The sequence below is a fragment of the Methylocystis sp. Se48 genome (genome assembly GCF_056269425.1).
Window position 1 is genome coordinate 3573033 of record NZ_CM149850.1, and the last position, 16469, is coordinate 3589501.

Here is a 16469-nt window from a genome sequence, read left to right on the forward strand (position 1 = left end):
TTCGCCGCAATGCGGACGCAATTCAAAGGCCGAGCAGGCGCTTGTAGACGTCGAGCGTCGCGCGCTGCATCTGCTCCACGGAAAAACGCATGTGCACGTTGGCGCGGGCGCGCAGCGACATCTCCTCGCGCGCCGAAGCCGTCAGGGAAAGGGCCTCGCCGATCGCTCGTGCGAGCGCGGCGGCGTCGCCGGGCGGCGTCCGCCAGCCGGTGGCCTGAGTGAGCGGACAATCCGGCGGCGTCCGCACGATTTCGGGCGAGGCGCCGATGTCCGAGACGATGACCGGCGCGCCCATCGCCTGCGCCTCGATCGCGGCGCGTCCGAAGGCTTCGGGCTCGGTGGAGGGCGCGACGACGACCGCCGCGGCGAGATAGGCGGCGGGCATATCCTCGCAATGGCCGACATTCCGCACGAGACCCGCGAGGCCCGCCCGCGCGATCTGCGTTTCGACGCTGCGACGGAAACTGTCGCTATGGGCGTCGCCGACGAAAAGAACGCGCAGGTCGCCAGCCCCCCCGGCGGCAAGCCGCTTCGCGGCGTCGATCATCACCGCATGACCCTTGCGCGCGGCCAGTCGCGCGGGCAGCATCACGATCCGCTCATGCGGCGCGACGCCCCATTCCATCCGCAACCGATGCACGCGCGCCGGAGAAACGGCGGCGGGCGAAAAGGCGCGCAAATCCGCGCCGCGGGGAATGACCACAACGCGATCCGCGGCCTCGGGATGCAGTTCGCGGATGCGCCGCGCGGCGAATTCGGAGATGGCGATGACCGCGTCGCCCGACGCCATGATGCCGTTGTAGCGCAGCTTGACCCCGGACGCGCCGTAATAGGCGCTGTGGTAGGTCGTGAGGAATTTTGCGCCAGTCTGGCGGGTGGCGAAATAGGCGACCCAGGCGGGGGCTCGCGAGCGGGCATGGACGATCTCGACGCCCTCGTCGCGAATGATCCGCGCGAGCTGCACCGAATTGAGCGCCATGGCGATGGGATTTTTGGTCGCGGCGGGAAAGGGAATCCAGACGCCGCCCTTCGACTGAAGTTCGCTCACCATGCGCCCGCCGCGCGAGGCGACGAGACTGCGGCCGCCGGCCTGGGCAAGCGCCTCCGCCATGTCGATGGTCGCGCGCTCGGCGCCGCCCGACTGAAGGTCGGGCACGATCTGCAACACCGTCCTGCCGGCCAGTGACTGGTCGGCGGCGGCGAGAGGGGCGAGCGCATGGGACATGGCGAAGACTTACGAGCGGCCTTTCCGTTTTTGCGAACGCTCGCATTCTCTTTCGAGATTATTTACCAACTATGAGCGATCCGAAGAAATTCAATCGCGCGGGCTTGAAGCGCGCATTTTCCGGGAGAGTCCGGCTTGAGCGAAACGGAACTCGATTTCCTCGACGTCGCCGACCCCGCAGGCGGCGCGCCCTGGCGCATCGCGCGGCGGTTGCGGCGCGCGGCGGACGCCGGCGCCGCCCTTCCGGGGATCGTCTGGCTCGGCGGCTTCGCCTCGGACATGGCCTCGACCAAGGCCGGCTATCTCGACGACTGGGCGCGGGCGCGCGGCCGGGCTTTTCTGCGCTTCGACTATTCCGGCCATGGGGCGTCCGGCGGACGCTTCGAGGACGGGTGCGTCGGCGACTGGCTCGTCCAAACCGAGGCGGTTTTCGAACGCTCGACGCAAGGGCCGCAAATTCTCGTCGGCAGTTCCATGGGGGGCTGGATCGCGCTTCTCCTCGCGAGACGCCTCGCCGAAAAAGGCGCGCAGGACCGGCTCGCCGGGCTCGTTCTGCTCGCCCCGGCGGTCGACTTCACCGAGGAACTCATATGGAAAAATCTCGACGAAGCGGCGCGGCGCGAGATCACGGAGACGGGCGCGTGGCGGCGCGCGTCGCAATATTCGCCCGATCCCACGCCGATCACGCGCCGCCTGATCGAGGATGGACGCAAGCGCCTCCTGCTCGGCGGGGTCATCCGAACACACGCCCCCGTTCATATCCTGCAGGGCATGGCCGACCCGGACGTCCCCTGGCGCCACGCCCTGACGCTCGTCGAACATCTCTCCGCCGATCCCGTGACGCTTACCTTCATCGCCGACGGCGACCATCGCCTGTCCCGCGCGCAGGATCTCGCCCAGCTCGGCGCAACGGTCGAACTGATGAGCGCGCAAGGCCGGCCCGCGCCGCAAACCCGCCTGCCGCTGTGAAATCGCCGGCCTCCCGCAGAGGGTTTCAGCGGCGGCGCATTCTCTTAACGCGCGATCCAGAGATTTAATTTCCCTTAGGCATAAGAGGCCCTTCTCGCTAAAGCGCATCATTTTGTTAAGAGCCGTAAAGCAACTCTGGTCCCGTCGGAAGTCGCCATGATCGGCGCCAGATGCGGTCGGGGCGGGCAGGCGCCCCACAGACAAATGAGTTGTCTAGAAGATGCGAGCGTCCCGTACCCTGACGTTCATCGTCGCTTCGGCGATCGCGATGACCTTCGGCGCCGCCGCCCAGGCGGCGGACTGGTATACGGGCGTCCCGACCGACGGCCCGCCCGTGCCCAGGGCCCCGCGCGCCACCCTCGACATCGCGCTCGACGGCACGAGTCAGGCCGCCTATTCGGCCGCGTTCATCGGCACCATCGCGCCCTTCACGCCGATGGACCGAAGCGGCTGGCGCGTGCGCGGCAGCGCGATCGTTGGCACCTACACCTACAACTCGACGGACGTCGGCAAGGTTAACGGCACGCTGGTCGGCGGCGCGATGATGATGGGTTACGAATGGGTGTTCAAGCGCGCGACCGTCGCCCTTTACGCAGGCGGCGAGATCGTCAACACCACGATCAGCCCCAACGATCCGAACAACCAGGCGAAGGGCACGAGCGCCGGCCTCAAGGTCGCGACCGACTTCTACGTGACGCCGACCGACTCGACCATGATCGCGGGCGTCGGCTCCTATTCGACGAACTTCAACTCCTACTACACGCGCCTCAAATTCGGCATGGCCTTCGCGAAAGGCGTCTTCGTCGGTCCGGAGGTCGGCGCGCTCGGCGACAACTTCTTCACCCAGTGGCGCCTCGGCGGCCATGTCACCGGCATGAGGCTCGGCATGGCGCAATTCGGCGTGGCGCTGGGCTTCCTCAACGACCGCGTCCGCGGCGGCGGGCTCTACGGGACCGTCGACACGCGGCTGACGTTCTAGGCCGCCGCGCTTGGGTAAACGCCCGACGAACAACGTTAACGCGGCTTTCAGCACCTCCTGTCTACAAATCCCGTTGACAACATTGCGGGGCCATTGATGTCCGGGTTGCGTGCGTTCGCGTGGATTGCGTCGGGGGTGTTCGCGGTTGCGTTGCTCACGCAGCCGGTGAGCGTCCAGGCGCAGCTGTCGCTGAGCACCACCATCATCGTCGTCCTCCTCCTGCTCTGGCGGTTCGGCAGGGGCCCGCTCGCGCGCCAGGCCTATCTCGCGCTCTCGAGCTTCATCGTCATCCGCTATGTCTACTGGCGCCTGAGCTATACCTTGCCGCCGGCTTCCGATCCGGTCGGCCTCTTCTTCGGCCTGATCCTGCTGTCGGCCGAACTTTACTGTGTCTGCATTCTGGTCATCAGCCTGATCGTCAACGCCGATCCGGTGAAGCGAAAGCCGCTCTCCCGCCGGCCCGACGAGGAGCTGCCGGTCGTCGACGTCTTCATCCCGACCTACAACGAGGACGAATATATCCTCGCCACGACCGCGGCGGCCGCGCTGTCGATGGACTACCCCAAGGAAAAGCTGAACGTCTGGCTGCTCGACGACGGCGGCACGGATCAGAAGTGCAACGACAAGAACCCCGCCAAGGCCGAAGCCGCCAAGCTTCGGCGCGCGTCGTTGCAGGAGCTGTGCAAGCGCCTCGGCGCTCATTATCTCACCCGCGCCAAGAACGAGCACGCCAAGGCCGGCAACATGAACAGCGCGCTCGCCCATGTGAAGGGCGACATCGTGCTCGTCTTCGACGCGGACCACGCGCCCTTCCGCTCCTTCCTTCAGGAGACCGTCGGCTATTTCATCGACGATCCAAAAGTCTTTCTCGTCCAGACCCCGCACGTCTTCCTCAACCCCGATCCAATCGAGAAGAACCTGAGAACCTTCAGCCGCATGCCGTCGGAGAACGAAATGTTCTACTCCATGACGCAGCGCGGCCTGGACAAATGGGACGCCTCTTTTTTCTGCGGCTCCGCGGCGCTCCTGCGCCGTTCGGCGCTGATGGAGGCCGGCGGCTTTTCGGGCGTCACCATCACGGAAGACTGCGAGACCGCCTTCGAGCTTCACGCGCGCGGCTATTCGAGCGTTTTCGTCGACAAGCCGCTGATCGCAGGCCTGCAGCCGGAAACCTTCGCCTCCTTCATCGGCCAGCGCGTGCGCTGGTGCCAGGGCATGCTGCAGATCATGATCCTGAAGAACCCGGTGTTGAAGAAGGGCCTGAAGCCGATCCAGAAGCTCGGCTACCTCTCGAGCATGACGTTCTGGTTCTTTCCGTTCCCGCGCCTGATCTTCATGCTGGCCCCGCTCTGCTACATCCTTTTCGACGTCAAGATCTTCGTGTCGAACGTCGACGAGGCGGTGGCCTTCACGGCGACCTACATGATCTCCAACGTCATGCTGCAGAACTACATGTTCGGCACCGTGCGCTGGCCCTGGGTGTCGGAGCTTTATGAATATTGCCAGGGCGTCTTTCTCAGCAAGGCGATCGTTTCGGTCGTACTGAATCCAAGAAAGCCGACCTTCAACGTTACGGCGAAGGGCCTGACGCTCGACAACGATCATCTGTCCGAACTCGCCTGGCCCTTCTTCGCCATCTATCTCATGCTTCTCACCGGCACGCTCGTGGCGGCCTTCCGCTATGTGGTCGAGCCCGGCGTGAGCAATCTGATGTTCATCGTCGGCCTCTGGAACACCTTCAATCTCATCATGGCGGGCGTCGCGCTCGGAGCCGTCTCCGAACGCAAGCAGCCCGACCGCCACCCGCGCCTCACCATCAAACGCAAGGGGTGGCTCGACTTCAGCGAGCAGCGCGTCGCGGTGGAGATCGTCAACGTCTCCGCCGGCGGTTGCGCCGTGCGTCTGCTCGAAGAAATGCCGCCGATGCTCCTCGAAGCGGAAGACACGCGCGCGCGCCTCACCATCGAGCCCTACGGCGACATGGTGCACAAGCGCAGCCTGCCGCTCATCTTCCGCCGCACGCCGACGAACATTGGCGACGACTCCTTTTACGGCTGCGAGTTCGATACGATGCAGGCGGAGGAATATTTTGTCCTCGCCGATCTGATGTACGGCGACTCCGACGCGCTGCCGCGCTTCCTCGAGAGCCGCCGCAAGCACAAGAGCATCTGGGCCGGCACCGGTCAGTTCATCTGGTGGGGCGTGGTCGAGCCCATCCGCGCCTTCGCCTATCTCTTCAAGGCCAAGCCGCCGGCGGAGGCGGAAGCCCCGGCCGCGGCGCCCGCGCCGCCCCCGCCGGAAACCTCGACGGCGTGGTTGAAGAGACTGGTGGCGCAGGCGGGGGAGGCCGAGGCGGGAAAGCCAGCCGAGGGAGACGCGCTGCAGCCGGCGGCGCGGAAGTCGGCATGACGGAGCGCTTTGCCATCTCGAAGACCTTGCGCGAGGCGGCCGCTGCGGCCGCCATGACGCTGTTTGCGACCGCCGCCGGCGCCCAGGCCATCTTCCTGACGGCGCCGGAGACGGTTTCGCGCATCGACCATCAGCCGGTCAACGCGACGCCGCCCGCGCCTCTGCCAGAGCCGCTTCCGCCGCCCAAGGCCGCGACGCCGGCGCCCGTCATGACCGCGGCCCAGCGAATGGCGCCGGAGGCACTGCCCGCGGGCGCGGCGTCGCCAGGCCCCATGACGGCGCAGCCCGCGGCCCCGACGGCGGCGTCCGGGCCCGCCGGACCCATGCGCCCCGGCACGCCCGTCAAACCGCGCGCGACAATGCTGCGGCATCTGTCCAACAATATTCAGGGCTATCGTCTGGCGGGCGAAATCGGCTCCTCCGAATGGCCGATCTATCTGACCGACAAGCAGGCGCGCCGCCGCCTTCAATTCCAGCTCGGTTATCTCTCGGCCGTGTCGGTCATGCCGGAATTCTCGCGGCTCACCCTTTCGATCAACGATCAGCCGGTCGGCGCGACGCCCATCACCGCCGTGCAGTCGGTGAAAACGGTCGTTTTCGACATTCCGCCGGGGCTGATGCGGCCAGGCTTCAACTCGATTCGCATCACGGCCGAGCAGCGCCATCGCGTCGACTGTTCGCTGGAGGCGACGCAGGAGCTGTGGACGCAGATCGACCCCACGCAGACGGGCCTGATCCTCGACGTGGCGGACGCCGCCATAGACGCCATTTCCGATCTCGGCGCCCTGCCCGCAGACGAACAGGGCTCCCTGCCCATTCGCGCGGTGACGCCCGCGAACCCGGGCGCGCGCGACGTCGAGCGCATGTTGCGCGTCGTGCAGCTCATCTCGATCATCGGCCGCTTCGAGCAGCCGGTCGTCGATTCCGGGCCGCTCGCCGACGGTCTTCACGGCGCGAATCTTCTCGTCGGCACGGCGGCGGAGCTCGCCGCGACCGTGGGCGCGCAAATGGTCGGTCTCGTCAACAAGCCGCGCGCCTTCGTGTTGCCGGCCACGCCCGGACGGCGTACGACGATCGTCGTGACCGGCGCGGACGCGCAGCAGGTCGACGAGGCGATCAAGCAGTTCCTGGTCGCGACGCAGCCCAAGGGCGCCGCCGCCGGCCTGCGCGCCGCCGCCGCCTTCCCGGGCTATCGCGTCGAGGGCGGTCAGCGCATCAAGCTGGCCGACATCGGCGTCAGAAGCTCCGAATTCGACGGACGCCTCTTCCGCGCCGCCTTCAACATCATCATGCCGTCGGATTTCTACCCGGCGGACTATGGCCGCGCGACGGTGCGCGTCGCCGGCGGCTATGCGCCGGGCCTCACCTCCAAGGCGCAGCTTGTGATGTATGTGAACGAGCGCACCGCCGTCAGCCTGCCGCTGCTCAAATCGACCGGCGAGGTTTTCAAGGACAATCCGCTGCCGCTGCCGCTGGGATTTCTGCGGCCGGGACTCAACCGCATCGAGATCGAGGCGCATGTGCCCACGCCGGCGGACGAAAGCTGCGACACGCTTTCCGCCAAGGACGCGCCCAACCGCTTTCTCTTCCTCGACACGACCGAAATCGAGATTCCGCCGATCGCCCGCGTCGGACGCATGCCCGACCTCGCGGTGACGGCGACGGGCGGCTTCCCCTTCGCCGGCGCCGCACGACGCTCGAAGCTCTACATGCCGCGGCTCGATCCCAGGACGATCGGCGCGGCGGCGACTTTCGTCGCCCATCTCGCCGTCGTCGCCGGCCGGCCGATCGATTTCGAAATCACCCAGAATCCGCCGCTGCGCGGCAAGAGTCCGACTCTGGCCGTCGCGCCCTGGGACGCGCTGGATCTTGACCTCCTGCGCAAGTTGCAGATGCCCGTCGACGAACTGTCGCGGGTTTGGCGCGAAAAGATAGGCGCGGAAAGCCGAAGTCTCGACGCGGACGGCGACAGCGCGGTGGACGCCGCGACGCGCAACAGGCTCGTCCTGCAAAACAATTTCCCCATGGCCTGCCACCCGCCGAAGTCGATCGGCGGGTTCCGCGCGATGCTGCGGGACATCGACCCCATTACGACCGGCGCGACGGACGATCCGGAGGAGGCGCTTGGCCTCGGCGGACCCGATCCCGCCGGCGGGGAGGAGGATGAAGAGACCGGGGCGGACTTGTTCCAGGAATGGGACGCTCGCCTGCGCAACGAAACGCGCTTCGGCTGGATCGCGGGCTGGCTCAAACGCGCCGGCGAATGGGGCACGGCGAAATTCACCGACGCCGGCCATTTGTTCCGGCATTTCGATCGCGGCGAACCCGCCGAAATGTCGCCGCAGACCATGCTCGCCCTCGGCCAGAACATTCTCGGCGATTCGAGCGAGAACGTCTGGACCGTGCTGACCGCGCCGAATGCGGAAGCGCTCGCCGATTCGGTCGCCTGCCTGATCGATCCGCGCGTTTCACGCCAGATTGCGGGCCGCGTGTCGCTGCTCGACATTTCGAAGGCGAGGATCGACGTGACGCCCGTCGCCAACACCCATTTCGTCATCACGCAGCCGCTCTCCGTCGGCAATGCGCGGCTGATCGCAGCCGGCTGGCTGTCGCTCAACTCGCGCTATTACGTCGGCGCCGCGCTGTTCCTGGGTTTCCTTCTCGCGACGACGACCCGCATCTTCGTCAGGAACGTGGGGAGGAAAACGTCGTGAGACCGTTCCTGCGCGCCCTTGCCCTGTCGCTTGTCGCGTCGTTCGCGGCGGCGGCCCCGCGCGCGCAGGAGGTCGTTGCGCCGGACGCGCCGCAAGCGGGCGAGGCCGCCGCGCCCGAGCCGCCGCCCGCCCCGAAGAAGCCGCCGCGGCTTGTCATGGACGCACGCCCGCTGCCGCTCGGCGGCGCGCTGAAGACGCCCGGCATGTGGCAGGCCTACAAAGCCCGTTTCGTCACGGAACAGGGCCGCGTCATCGACACGGGCAACAATCTCATCAGCCACAGCGAGGGCCAGGGCTACGGGATGTTGCTTGCGGTCGCGGCGAACGACCGGCCGACCTTCGACCGCATCTGGGGCTGGACGCGCGCCAATTTGATGGTGCGCGACGACGCGCTTCTCGCCTGGCGCTGGGAGCCCGGCAAACGCCCCGCCATCGCCGACATGAACAACGCCTCGGACGGCGACATTCTCGTCGCCTGGGCGCTGGCGGAGGCGGGAGAATTCTGGAATGACATGAGCTATCGCACGGCGGGCCGGCGCATCGCCGTCGAGTTCGCCCGCAAGCTCGTGCTTTTCAAGACCAAACTCGGCGCGATCGTCCTGCCGGCCGTCTCCGGCTTCCACGAGAACGACCGACCGGACGGACCGGTCGTCAACCTTTCCTATTATGTCTATCCCGCCTTTTCGCGCCTCAAGATCGTCGCGCCGGAAGTGGATTGGCCGGGCCTGACGCAGACCGGCCTCACGCTGCTCGACGCCTCGCGCACGGGACCCGAGACCCTGCCGCCCGAGTGGATGTCGCTCAAGGACTGGACCGCAAAGCCGGCGGAAGGATTCCCCGCGCAGTTTTCCTACAATGCGGTGCGCGTGCCGCTGTACATGGCCTGGGCGGGCATCGGCGAGCGCGAGCAATACGAACCTTTCATGGCGCTGGTGAAGCGCACGCGCGGCGCCATGGCGATCGTGGACGTCACAAATGGCGTGGAGGTGGGCAAGTTCGGCGATTCGGGGATCGGCGCGATCGGCGCCCTGACGGCCTGCGTGGTCGAGGGCTCGAAAGCGCCTTCGCAGCTCTTCATGCTCGGCCCCTCGGACAATTACTATCCGGCGACGCTGCACATCCTGTCGCTCATCGCGATGCAGATGAGGTACGGCTCATGTCTGCGATGACGCCGCGCCTCCTTCTCTGCGTCTGTGCGGCGGCTCTGTTCGCAAACGCCGCCGCCCGCGCGGCCGCGCCGCTTTCCGACGCGAAGCCGCAAAGCGCCAAGACGCAGGCCCCGCGGCCGGAGGGCGCGGCGAAGGCTCCCGACGGCAAGACGTCCGCCAATGGAGCGCCGCCCCCGGCCGACGGCAAGCCGGCGACGAAGGCGGCCCGCCCGCGCCAGCAGATCCCCCTCGTCGGCGGGCCGGTGGGGCCGGACGATTTCGCCCTGCGCTATTACGCCTCGATGAAGCAGACGGCGCGCGTCAACGCCGAGCTCGCACGACTGCACGCGCTCTATCCGAATTACGAGCCGCCGCAGGATCTTTACGAGGCGCCCGCCTCCAACGCCATCGACGAGGAGCCCTTCTGGCAGCTCTACTCGGCCGACAAGATCGACGAGCTCAAGGCCGCCATCGCCGCCAAGGAGCGCGAAATCCCGGGCTGGAAGCCCTCGGCCGACCTCGCCACCAAGACGCGCCGCAAGGAGTTGCGCCTCAAGATCACCTCGCTGTGGAAAGCCGACAAGATCCTCGATCTCGTCGATTATCTGAAAAACGAGGACGTGAGCGACCTGGGCGACGAGGTCGACGTGCTCTGGACGATCGCGGAGGCCTACGCGCGCGCAAAACAGAATGAAGACGCCGTTAACATGTTCAAGCGCATTCTGACGTCGTCGAAGGATCCGCACATCCGGGTCGCGACGATACAGAAGGCGCTCGGCGCGCTCCGCATGGCCGACGTCGAGACGCTGCTCGCAGCCGTTCCAGGCGCGTCCGAGGGAGCCAATGAATTTCAGCAGATCGCGATCGACATTACCCGCGCGCGCATCGCGGCTTTCCTGCACGATGAGCGCGCGGAGGAGGTGCCCGCCGCCGACGTGCGGAAGTTCGAGACCTACGCCAAGAACAGCCGCGACGCGAATCAGATCGGCCTCGTGGCTTGGTACGACTACAAGCGCCGCGACTTCAACAGCGCGCTCGAGTGGTTCAAGCTCGCCATCCAGAACGACGGCGACGCCATGATCGCGCACGGACTCGCCCATTCGTTACGCGCCCTCGGCATGCTGCGCGAGGCGGAGGAAGTCGCGTACGCGTGGCACGAGCCGCTCGTCAACAACGTCATCCTGTTCCTCGATCTTCTCGAGACGGATCTCACGCGCGAAGTTCCGCCCTATATCGAGCCGGATCGCCTCGCGCGCTACGCCAGGGTGACGATGGAGGCGGCCTCCGGCGAAGGCGCGCAGGCGCTCGCCTGGTACGCCTACAACAGCTGCCAGTGGGACGTGGCGGCGTTCTGGTTCGAGCGGGCGGTCGCCTGGTTCCCCAAGGACGCGACCGTCTACGGCTACGCGCTCGCGCAAAAGCGCCTCAAGAAGGACAAGGGGCTCTACGAAGTCGCGAACCGCTATGACGGCCTCTTCGCCAAGGTCATCGAAATCCTGTTCCCGGACGGCTACTATCATCCGCCTACGCCTTGCGATCAGAAGGGCGCGGAGAAGAAGCTGCACGGGGCGGGCGTCCGCAACGCCGCCTTCATGGCGCCGGGACCAGCGCTGATCCCGGGCGCCGCCCCTAACTATTCACAGCAGCCGGTCAACTACGCCGAACAGAAAAACGCCTCCTACCCGGTCGACATGCAGGGGCAGGAGCGGGAGCAGGCGCGCATCGACAAAATGCTCAAGGGCCTGAAGGGCAGATTCCCCGCTCAGGTCGCGATGGACAATCCGTTCCGCTTCCGCGCGCTGCCGATCCCGGCGCTGCTCGCGCAGCGGTCGCCGTCGATTTCCTTCCCGCCCGCCGCCGAAGGGCCCTTGCGCAAGGAGCCCGCCACCCAGCCCGCGCCGCTCGTCGCCCGCCGCGTGCCGGGCGTCGGTCCGATGCCTTACGAAAGATATGGCTTCAGCCTGTTGCCGGGCTGGAACGGGATCGAAACCGCGACCTGGCCGCCCTATTCGCAGCAGATCGCGCCGCCCGGGACGCAATGGGCGGAGCAGGACGCCGATCCGGCGAGGGCGGGCCTCGCGCTGTTCGACTCGCGCAATCCGGCGAACGCCCGCGGCCTGCCGCCGGGCGGCCAGCAGCCCGTCGCTGGATACGGCCAGCAACCCGTCGCCGGCTATGGACAGATCCCGGCGGCTGGCTATGGCCAGCAGCCCGCGGGCCGCGGCTATGGCGCGCCCGGCGCCGGCGCGACCTATTTTCCCCCCGCCGCGCAGCGGGGGCCCGCCTACGGGCAATATCCGCAACCGATGAGCCGCTGAGATGGAACCCTCCTTCAGCCTCCGACTCTTCGCCGCTGCGCTCTGCGCCGGCCTCGCCTCGAGCCTCGCCGCCTGCGGACAGAGCCAGCCCGAGCGCTCCTTTGCGACCGACCCCAACGCGGCCGTCACCGGCCAGTTCGTCGCCGGCCAGACGCTTTCCGCCCCCATCACGGCGAAGGATTTGAAGCACGAAACCGCGAGCTTCGCGATTCTCAGCCTGCCGCCGGAGGCCGTGCGCAACGGCCGCGTCGTGGATAAGCAATATCTCAACGGCTGGCGTCAGAGCATCTCGCTGGACGCCGCTAAGGAAGCCGGAGACTGGAACGATCTGTCGATCGAGATCCAGGCCGCGCCGGCCGCCGGCGGCCGCGGCGAGATCATGATGGGCAAACCGACGCAGGAAGGGATTCGCCGCGAGATCCTCGCCCGTTTTCCCACCGTCCCCATGCGTATCGTGAACCGGCCCATGGCCAATGCGCTCGGTCCCTACGGCCTCGCGATCGGCGCCGGCGCGGCCGGAATGCGCTGCGCTTTCGCCTGGCAGTGGGTCGACAACCTCCCCGCCGCCGCGCGGGGTGAGAGACCGTCCCTCTTCGGCGGCGGCGACATGCCGGCCTCGATCCGGATGCGCGTCTGCCGGCGGGGCGTGACGGCCGACGAACTCGCGGCCTGGTACGAGCAACTCGCCGTCTCGCCGGAGAATCTGACCCGCGTCGTCGAGTCGGTCAGAAACAATGTCCAGCCGCGAACGGCCGACGGATCGGCCCTCATTCCGGTCGCCCCGGGACCCTATGGCGGCGGCCGTGTGACCGCCTCGGTCGATTCGCTCGAGTCAAGCCTTTTGGGCGGCGCCGCGGGCGTGGAGGAGCCTCGGCCCCCCGGCGGCGGGCGCCGTTCCGCCCGCCGGGCCGGCCGCAAGGCGGCGGCCGCGCCGGCCGCCGAGCCGCAACCGGACGCGGCCGCGTCCGCTCCCGCGGCGCCGTTGACGACGCCCTCCTCGCCGAGTTCCGACGGCCGGCGCTACCTCGGCCCCGTCGACGGCGCAACGAGTCAGTTTTCCCCGGGCGGCGCGGCGCCGCGCGGCGGCGCAGGTTTCGGCGCGGCGGTCGACGGCGGTCTGCCCGCGCAAGCCTTCCGGGGCCCCTCGAGCGCCCGCGCCATCACGCCCTATCCGGGCGCGCAGTAGCGGAGCGACGCGCCAATTTTTATATCGTGGCGCGGCGGCTCATCGCAGGCGCGAGTCCGGGCGCCCGGAACGCGCGTCAAAACAGAAAGTTCCAGCCCCGATCCGAGGCAATCGGATCGGAAAAGGCTCTGGACGCTTGACAGTCTCCTCGCGCGCCTCGATGTTGCCGAACAATTCGTTCGTCATATCGAACGCGAGGACAATTTGAGCAATTCGCCGCAGGCGCAGCACGACGGCGCCGAGACCCAGGCCATCAGAACCGACGGCAAGACGGGCGGCAGGCCCGCGGGCAAGAGCGTGACCTTTCCGGCGGATCGGGCGCTCGTCACCGACGGCGGCGGCCGGATCGCGCCGCTCGCCATCGGCTACGAGACCTATGGCGAACTGAACGCCGAGCGCAGCAACGCCATCCTGCTCTGCCACGCGCTCACCGGCGACCAATACGCTGCGGGCGTCAATCCGGTCACCGGCAAGCCGGGTTGGTGGGAGGCGATGGTGGGGCCGGGCAAACCCTTCGACACCGATCGTTATTTTCTCATCTGCTCCAATGTCGTGGGCGGCTGCATGGGCACGACGGGGCCCTCTTCGGCCAACCCCGCGACGGGCCGGCCCTACGGCCTTGATTTTCCGGTCGTGACCATTCGCGACATGGTGCGCGCGCAGGCGATGCTGATCGACCATCTGGGCATTGAGACGCTCTTTTGCGTCGCCGGCGGTTCGATGGGCGGCATGCAGGTTCTGCAATGGGCGGCGAGCTATCCGGATCGGGTCTTCTCCGCCATGCCGATCGCGACGGCCGCCAAGCATTCCGCGCAGAATATCGGCTTCAACGAAGTGGGCCGGCAGGCGGTGATGGCCGATCCCGACTGGCGCGGCGGGCGCTATCTCGAATTCGGCGTGCGGCCCGAGAAGGGTCTCGCGGTTGCCCGCATGTCGGCGCATATCACCTATCTCTCGGAGGCCGCGCTCCAGCGCAAATTCGGCCGCAAGCTGCAAGACCGCTCAGCGCCGACCTTCTCCTTCGACGCGGATTTCCAGGTCGAGAATTATCTGCGCTACCAGGGCCTCGCCTTCGTCGAGCGCTTCGACGCGAATTCCTATCTCTTCGTGACGCGCGCCTGCGACTATTTCGATCTCGCGGCGGATTACGGCGGCTCGCTCGCCAAGGCCTTCAAGGATGCGAAAACCCGCTTCTGCGTCGTGTCCTTCACCTCCGACTGGCTCTATCCCACTTCGGACTCGCGCGCGATCGTGCATGCGCTCAACGCCAGCGGCGCCTCGGTCTCCTTCGTCGAAATCGAGTCGGACAAGGGCCACGACGCCTTCCTGCTCCACGAGCCCATGTTCTTCGCCACGACGCGCGGCTTTCTCGAATCGGCCGCCGCCGCGCGCGGGCTGAAGGGAGCGCGCCGATGAACGACGCTGCGCTCACGCCGCGCGTCGATCTCGCGGTCATCGCCGGCATGGTGACGCCCGGCGCGCGCGTGCTCGACGTCGGCTGCGGCGACGGACAATTGCTGCAACTCCTCGCGGACCAACGCGGCGTCGACGGGCGCGGCGTCGAACTCTCGCAGCGCGGCGTCAACGAATGCGTCGCCAAGGGCCTGTCGGTCATTCAGGGCGATGCGGACACGGATCTCGCGGATTATCCGGACGACGGGTTCGACTACGTCATTCTCTCGCAGACGCTCCAGGCGACGCGGCGTCCGCGCGAGGCGCTGAAGAACATGCTGCGCATCGGCCGGCGCGCAATCGTGTCCTTTCCGAACTTCGGCCACTGGCGCGTGCGCGCGCAACTCGCCTTTCGCGGACGCATGCCGGTGACGGGAAATCTCTCCTATCGCTGGCATGACACGCCGAACATCCATCTGTGCACGATCCGCGACTTCGTTGAACTCGTCGACGAACTCGACGCGCATATCGCGCGCGGCGTCGCCCTTGACCGCGCCGGCGCGCGGATCCGCGTCAACGCGCCCTGGTGGATCTGGAACCTGATGGGCGAACAGGCGGTGTTCCTGCTCGAGCGCGGCGCCGCGCACAGGTGACGCAGGGCGGGCGCGACAATGCGCCGCCGTGCGACGGTTTGTCCCGCACGCCCGGCTTTCGCCAAGCCCTCATTCGCGTTAGCCTCGACTTACCGATCGCGTGATCCGCGTTGCGCTTGGGCTGGCGGCCGCGATCGGAACAAGCTTCCACAAGGACCGAATCCGCGCGAGGATCAGTCTTCGCGGGAAGGGGAGACGCGGGCGTGGCGACACCGACGAGCGACATCGCGCTGGGCTTCGCCGAACCGCGCAAGGGCCGGGCGGGCCGCCGTCCGTCGCGCGCGACCGTCGCGGAGCCGCCGTCGCTGCGCGACGTGCCCCTCTTCGCCCAAGTCGACGACGCTACGCTCTCGCGCCTCGCCCTCGATGCAAAAGTCGAAACCTATGAGGACGGCGCGACGATCTTCCGCCAGGGCGATCCCGTCTCAGCGGTGGTGGTCATTCTTCACGGCTTCGTGAAAGTGTTGCGCATCGCCTCCTGCGGCGACGAAACGCTCATCGGCATCCGCTCCGACGGCGAGACGGTCGGAGAACCGCCCTCCGGCGCGAACGAAACCTATCATGTCTCGGCCGAAGCGATCGGATCGACGGCGGCGCTTAAATTCCCCGCCGCGCGTTTTGCCCGTCTCATGCGCGAGTCGCCGGCGCTCGGCGCGGCGGTGCTTCAGGACGCCAAGAACAGGATCGCCGCGCTCGTAAGCGAGATCGAATCCCTGAAGGCGCAGAACGCCGACCAGCGCCTCGCGCAGTTCATCCTGTCGCTGTGCCCGCCGGGCGCGGAGCAGTGCCGTTTCCGCCTGCCTTACGACAAACGACTGATCGCCGCCCGTCTCGGCGTGAAGCAGGAGACGCTGTCGCGCGCCTTCGCCAAGCTGCGGGACTATGGCGTGCGCACGGAGACGCGCGACGTCGTCGTCGAGAGCGTCTCGCGCCTCGCGGGTTTGCGCGATCTTCTCGGCCGCCAGTCCCGCCTGCCTTCCGAGCGCGCGGAAAGCGCCGGCCGGGAGAACGCGGCCTGACGAAGAGTCCGCCCGCAGGTTCTTGACCCCGATCATCCGAACGCGGAAAAACCGTCTGCAAAATTGACGGGAGAATCAGGCGTGTCCGGGAAAAGCGTCACAATTTTCGTCTGCACGGCCTGTCGCGACCCCGCCGAGCCCGAGAACCGGCCGGGCGCGGCTTTCCTCGACGCGCTGCGCGCGCGCCTGTCGGAGCGCGCGCTCGACATGCCGGTCGAGCCAGTCGAATGCATGGCGGTCTGCAAGCGGCCGGCGACCGTCGCCCTGGCTGCGGCGGGGAAATGGACTTACGTGATCGGCGACCTCGACCTCGTCCGGCATGTCGACGATCTGATCGACTCCGCCCTGCGCTTTTCGGAAAGCGAGAACGGCATCGTCGCCTGGAAGGATCGGCCGGTCTGTTTCCGGAAGGGCGTCGTGTCGCGCACGCCGCCGCTTCCCTGACGTTTGACTTCTA

Annotated in this window: 12 protein-coding genes; 11 read left to right on the forward strand and 1 reads right to left on the reverse strand. The window is 67.4% G+C overall.

Annotated features, from left to right (window positions below; genetic code table 11):
- Positions 1 to 22: 22 nt before the first annotated feature.
- A complete protein-coding gene (locus ACV959_RS17360; RefSeq protein ID WP_475737797.1) occupies positions 23 to 1225 on the reverse strand; it encodes a glycosyltransferase family 4 protein in 1203 nt (400 codons plus the stop codon).
- A 135-nt stretch (positions 1226 to 1360) separates the two neighbouring features.
- Here ACV959_RS17360 and ACV959_RS17365 point away from each other — a divergent pair, with 135 nt between their 5' ends.
- The 11 genes from ACV959_RS17365 (at position 1361) to ACV959_RS17415 (ending at position 16456) form a co-directional block, all read left to right on the forward strand.
- Entirely contained in the window at positions 1361 to 2194 is an 834-nt protein-coding gene (locus tag ACV959_RS17365) for an alpha/beta hydrolase (RefSeq protein ID WP_475737798.1), read from the forward strand.
- A 220-nt stretch (positions 2195 to 2414) separates the two neighbouring features.
- Complete coding sequence (bcsS, locus tag ACV959_RS17370; protein WP_475737799.1) at positions 2415 to 3173, forward strand: cellulose biosynthesis protein BcsS; 759 nt, start codon at positions 2415 to 2417, stop codon at positions 3171 to 3173.
- Positions 3174 to 3269: 96 nt separating this feature from the next.
- Positions 3270 to 5582: a UDP-forming cellulose synthase catalytic subunit gene (gene bcsA / locus ACV959_RS17375; protein ID WP_475737800.1), complete on the forward strand. Its 2313-nt coding sequence runs from the start codon at positions 3270 to 3272 to the stop codon at positions 5580 to 5582.
- The gene (locus ACV959_RS17380) at positions 5579 to 8296 is read left to right on the forward strand and encodes a cellulose biosynthesis cyclic di-GMP-binding regulatory protein BcsB (protein WP_475737801.1); all 2718 of its coding nucleotides are present in this window, start codon (positions 5579 to 5581) and stop codon (positions 8294 to 8296) included. Before bcsA ends, ACV959_RS17380 begins: the two co-directional genes overlap by 4 nt.
- Positions 8293 to 9465 (forward strand): family 8 glycosyl hydrolase, encoded by a 1173-nt coding sequence (locus ACV959_RS17385; protein WP_475737802.1) that lies wholly within the window; start codon positions 8293 to 8295, stop codon positions 9463 to 9465. The genes ACV959_RS17380 and ACV959_RS17385 overlap by 4 nt, the downstream gene beginning before the upstream one ends.
- Positions 9453 to 11762, forward strand: a complete 2310-nt coding sequence (locus tag ACV959_RS17390; protein ID WP_475737803.1) for a hypothetical protein — start codon at positions 9453 to 9455, stop codon at positions 11760 to 11762. The genes ACV959_RS17385 and ACV959_RS17390 overlap by 13 nt, the downstream gene beginning before the upstream one ends.
- A gap of 1 nt (position 11763) precedes the next feature.
- A complete protein-coding gene (bcsN, locus tag ACV959_RS17395; protein ID WP_475737804.1) occupies positions 11764 to 12948 on the forward strand; it encodes a cellulose biosynthesis protein BcsN in 1185 nt (394 codons plus the stop codon).
- Positions 12949 to 13200: 252 nt separating this feature from the next.
- Positions 13201 to 14364 carry a homoserine O-acetyltransferase MetX gene (gene metX, locus ACV959_RS17400; protein WP_475739707.1) on the forward strand — a complete coding sequence of 388 codons (1164 nt, stop codon included), beginning with the start codon at positions 13201 to 13203 and terminating at the stop codon, positions 14362 to 14364.
- Positions 14361 to 14993, forward strand: coding sequence for a methionine biosynthesis protein MetW (gene metW / locus ACV959_RS17405; RefSeq protein WP_475737805.1), 633 nt, complete (start codon positions 14361 to 14363; stop codon positions 14991 to 14993). Before metX ends, metW begins: the two co-directional genes overlap by 4 nt.
- A 203-nt stretch (positions 14994 to 15196) precedes the next feature.
- Positions 15197 to 16012, forward strand: a complete 816-nt coding sequence (locus tag ACV959_RS17410; protein WP_475737806.1) for a Crp/Fnr family transcriptional regulator — start codon at positions 15197 to 15199, stop codon at positions 16010 to 16012.
- An 81-nt stretch (positions 16013 to 16093) separates the two neighbouring features.
- Positions 16094 to 16456: a DUF1636 family protein gene (locus tag ACV959_RS17415; RefSeq protein WP_475737807.1), complete on the forward strand. Its 363-nt coding sequence runs from the start codon at positions 16094 to 16096 to the stop codon at positions 16454 to 16456.
- Positions 16457 to 16469 lie beyond the last annotated feature (13 nt).

Coding starts and splice junctions, on each gene's coding strand:
- ACV959_RS17360 (WP_475737797.1), bottom strand. CDS start 1,225: ATGTCCCATGCGCTCGCCCCTCTCGCCGCCGCCGACCAGTCACTGGCC.
- bcsS (WP_475737799.1), top strand. CDS start 2,415: ATGCGAGCGTCCCGTACCCTGACGTTCATCGTCGCTTCGGCGATCGCG.
- bcsA (WP_475737800.1), top strand. CDS start 3,270: ATGTCCGGGTTGCGTGCGTTCGCGTGGATTGCGTCGGGGGTGTTCGCG.
- ACV959_RS17380 (WP_475737801.1), top strand. CDS start 5,579: ATGACGGAGCGCTTTGCCATCTCGAAGACCTTGCGCGAGGCGGCCGCT.
- ACV959_RS17390 (WP_475737803.1), top strand. CDS start 9,453: ATGTCTGCGATGACGCCGCGCCTCCTTCTCTGCGTCTGTGCGGCGGCT.
- bcsN (WP_475737804.1), top strand. CDS start 11,764: ATGGAACCCTCCTTCAGCCTCCGACTCTTCGCCGCTGCGCTCTGCGCC.
- metW (WP_475737805.1), top strand. CDS start 14,361: ATGAACGACGCTGCGCTCACGCCGCGCGTCGATCTCGCGGTCATCGCC.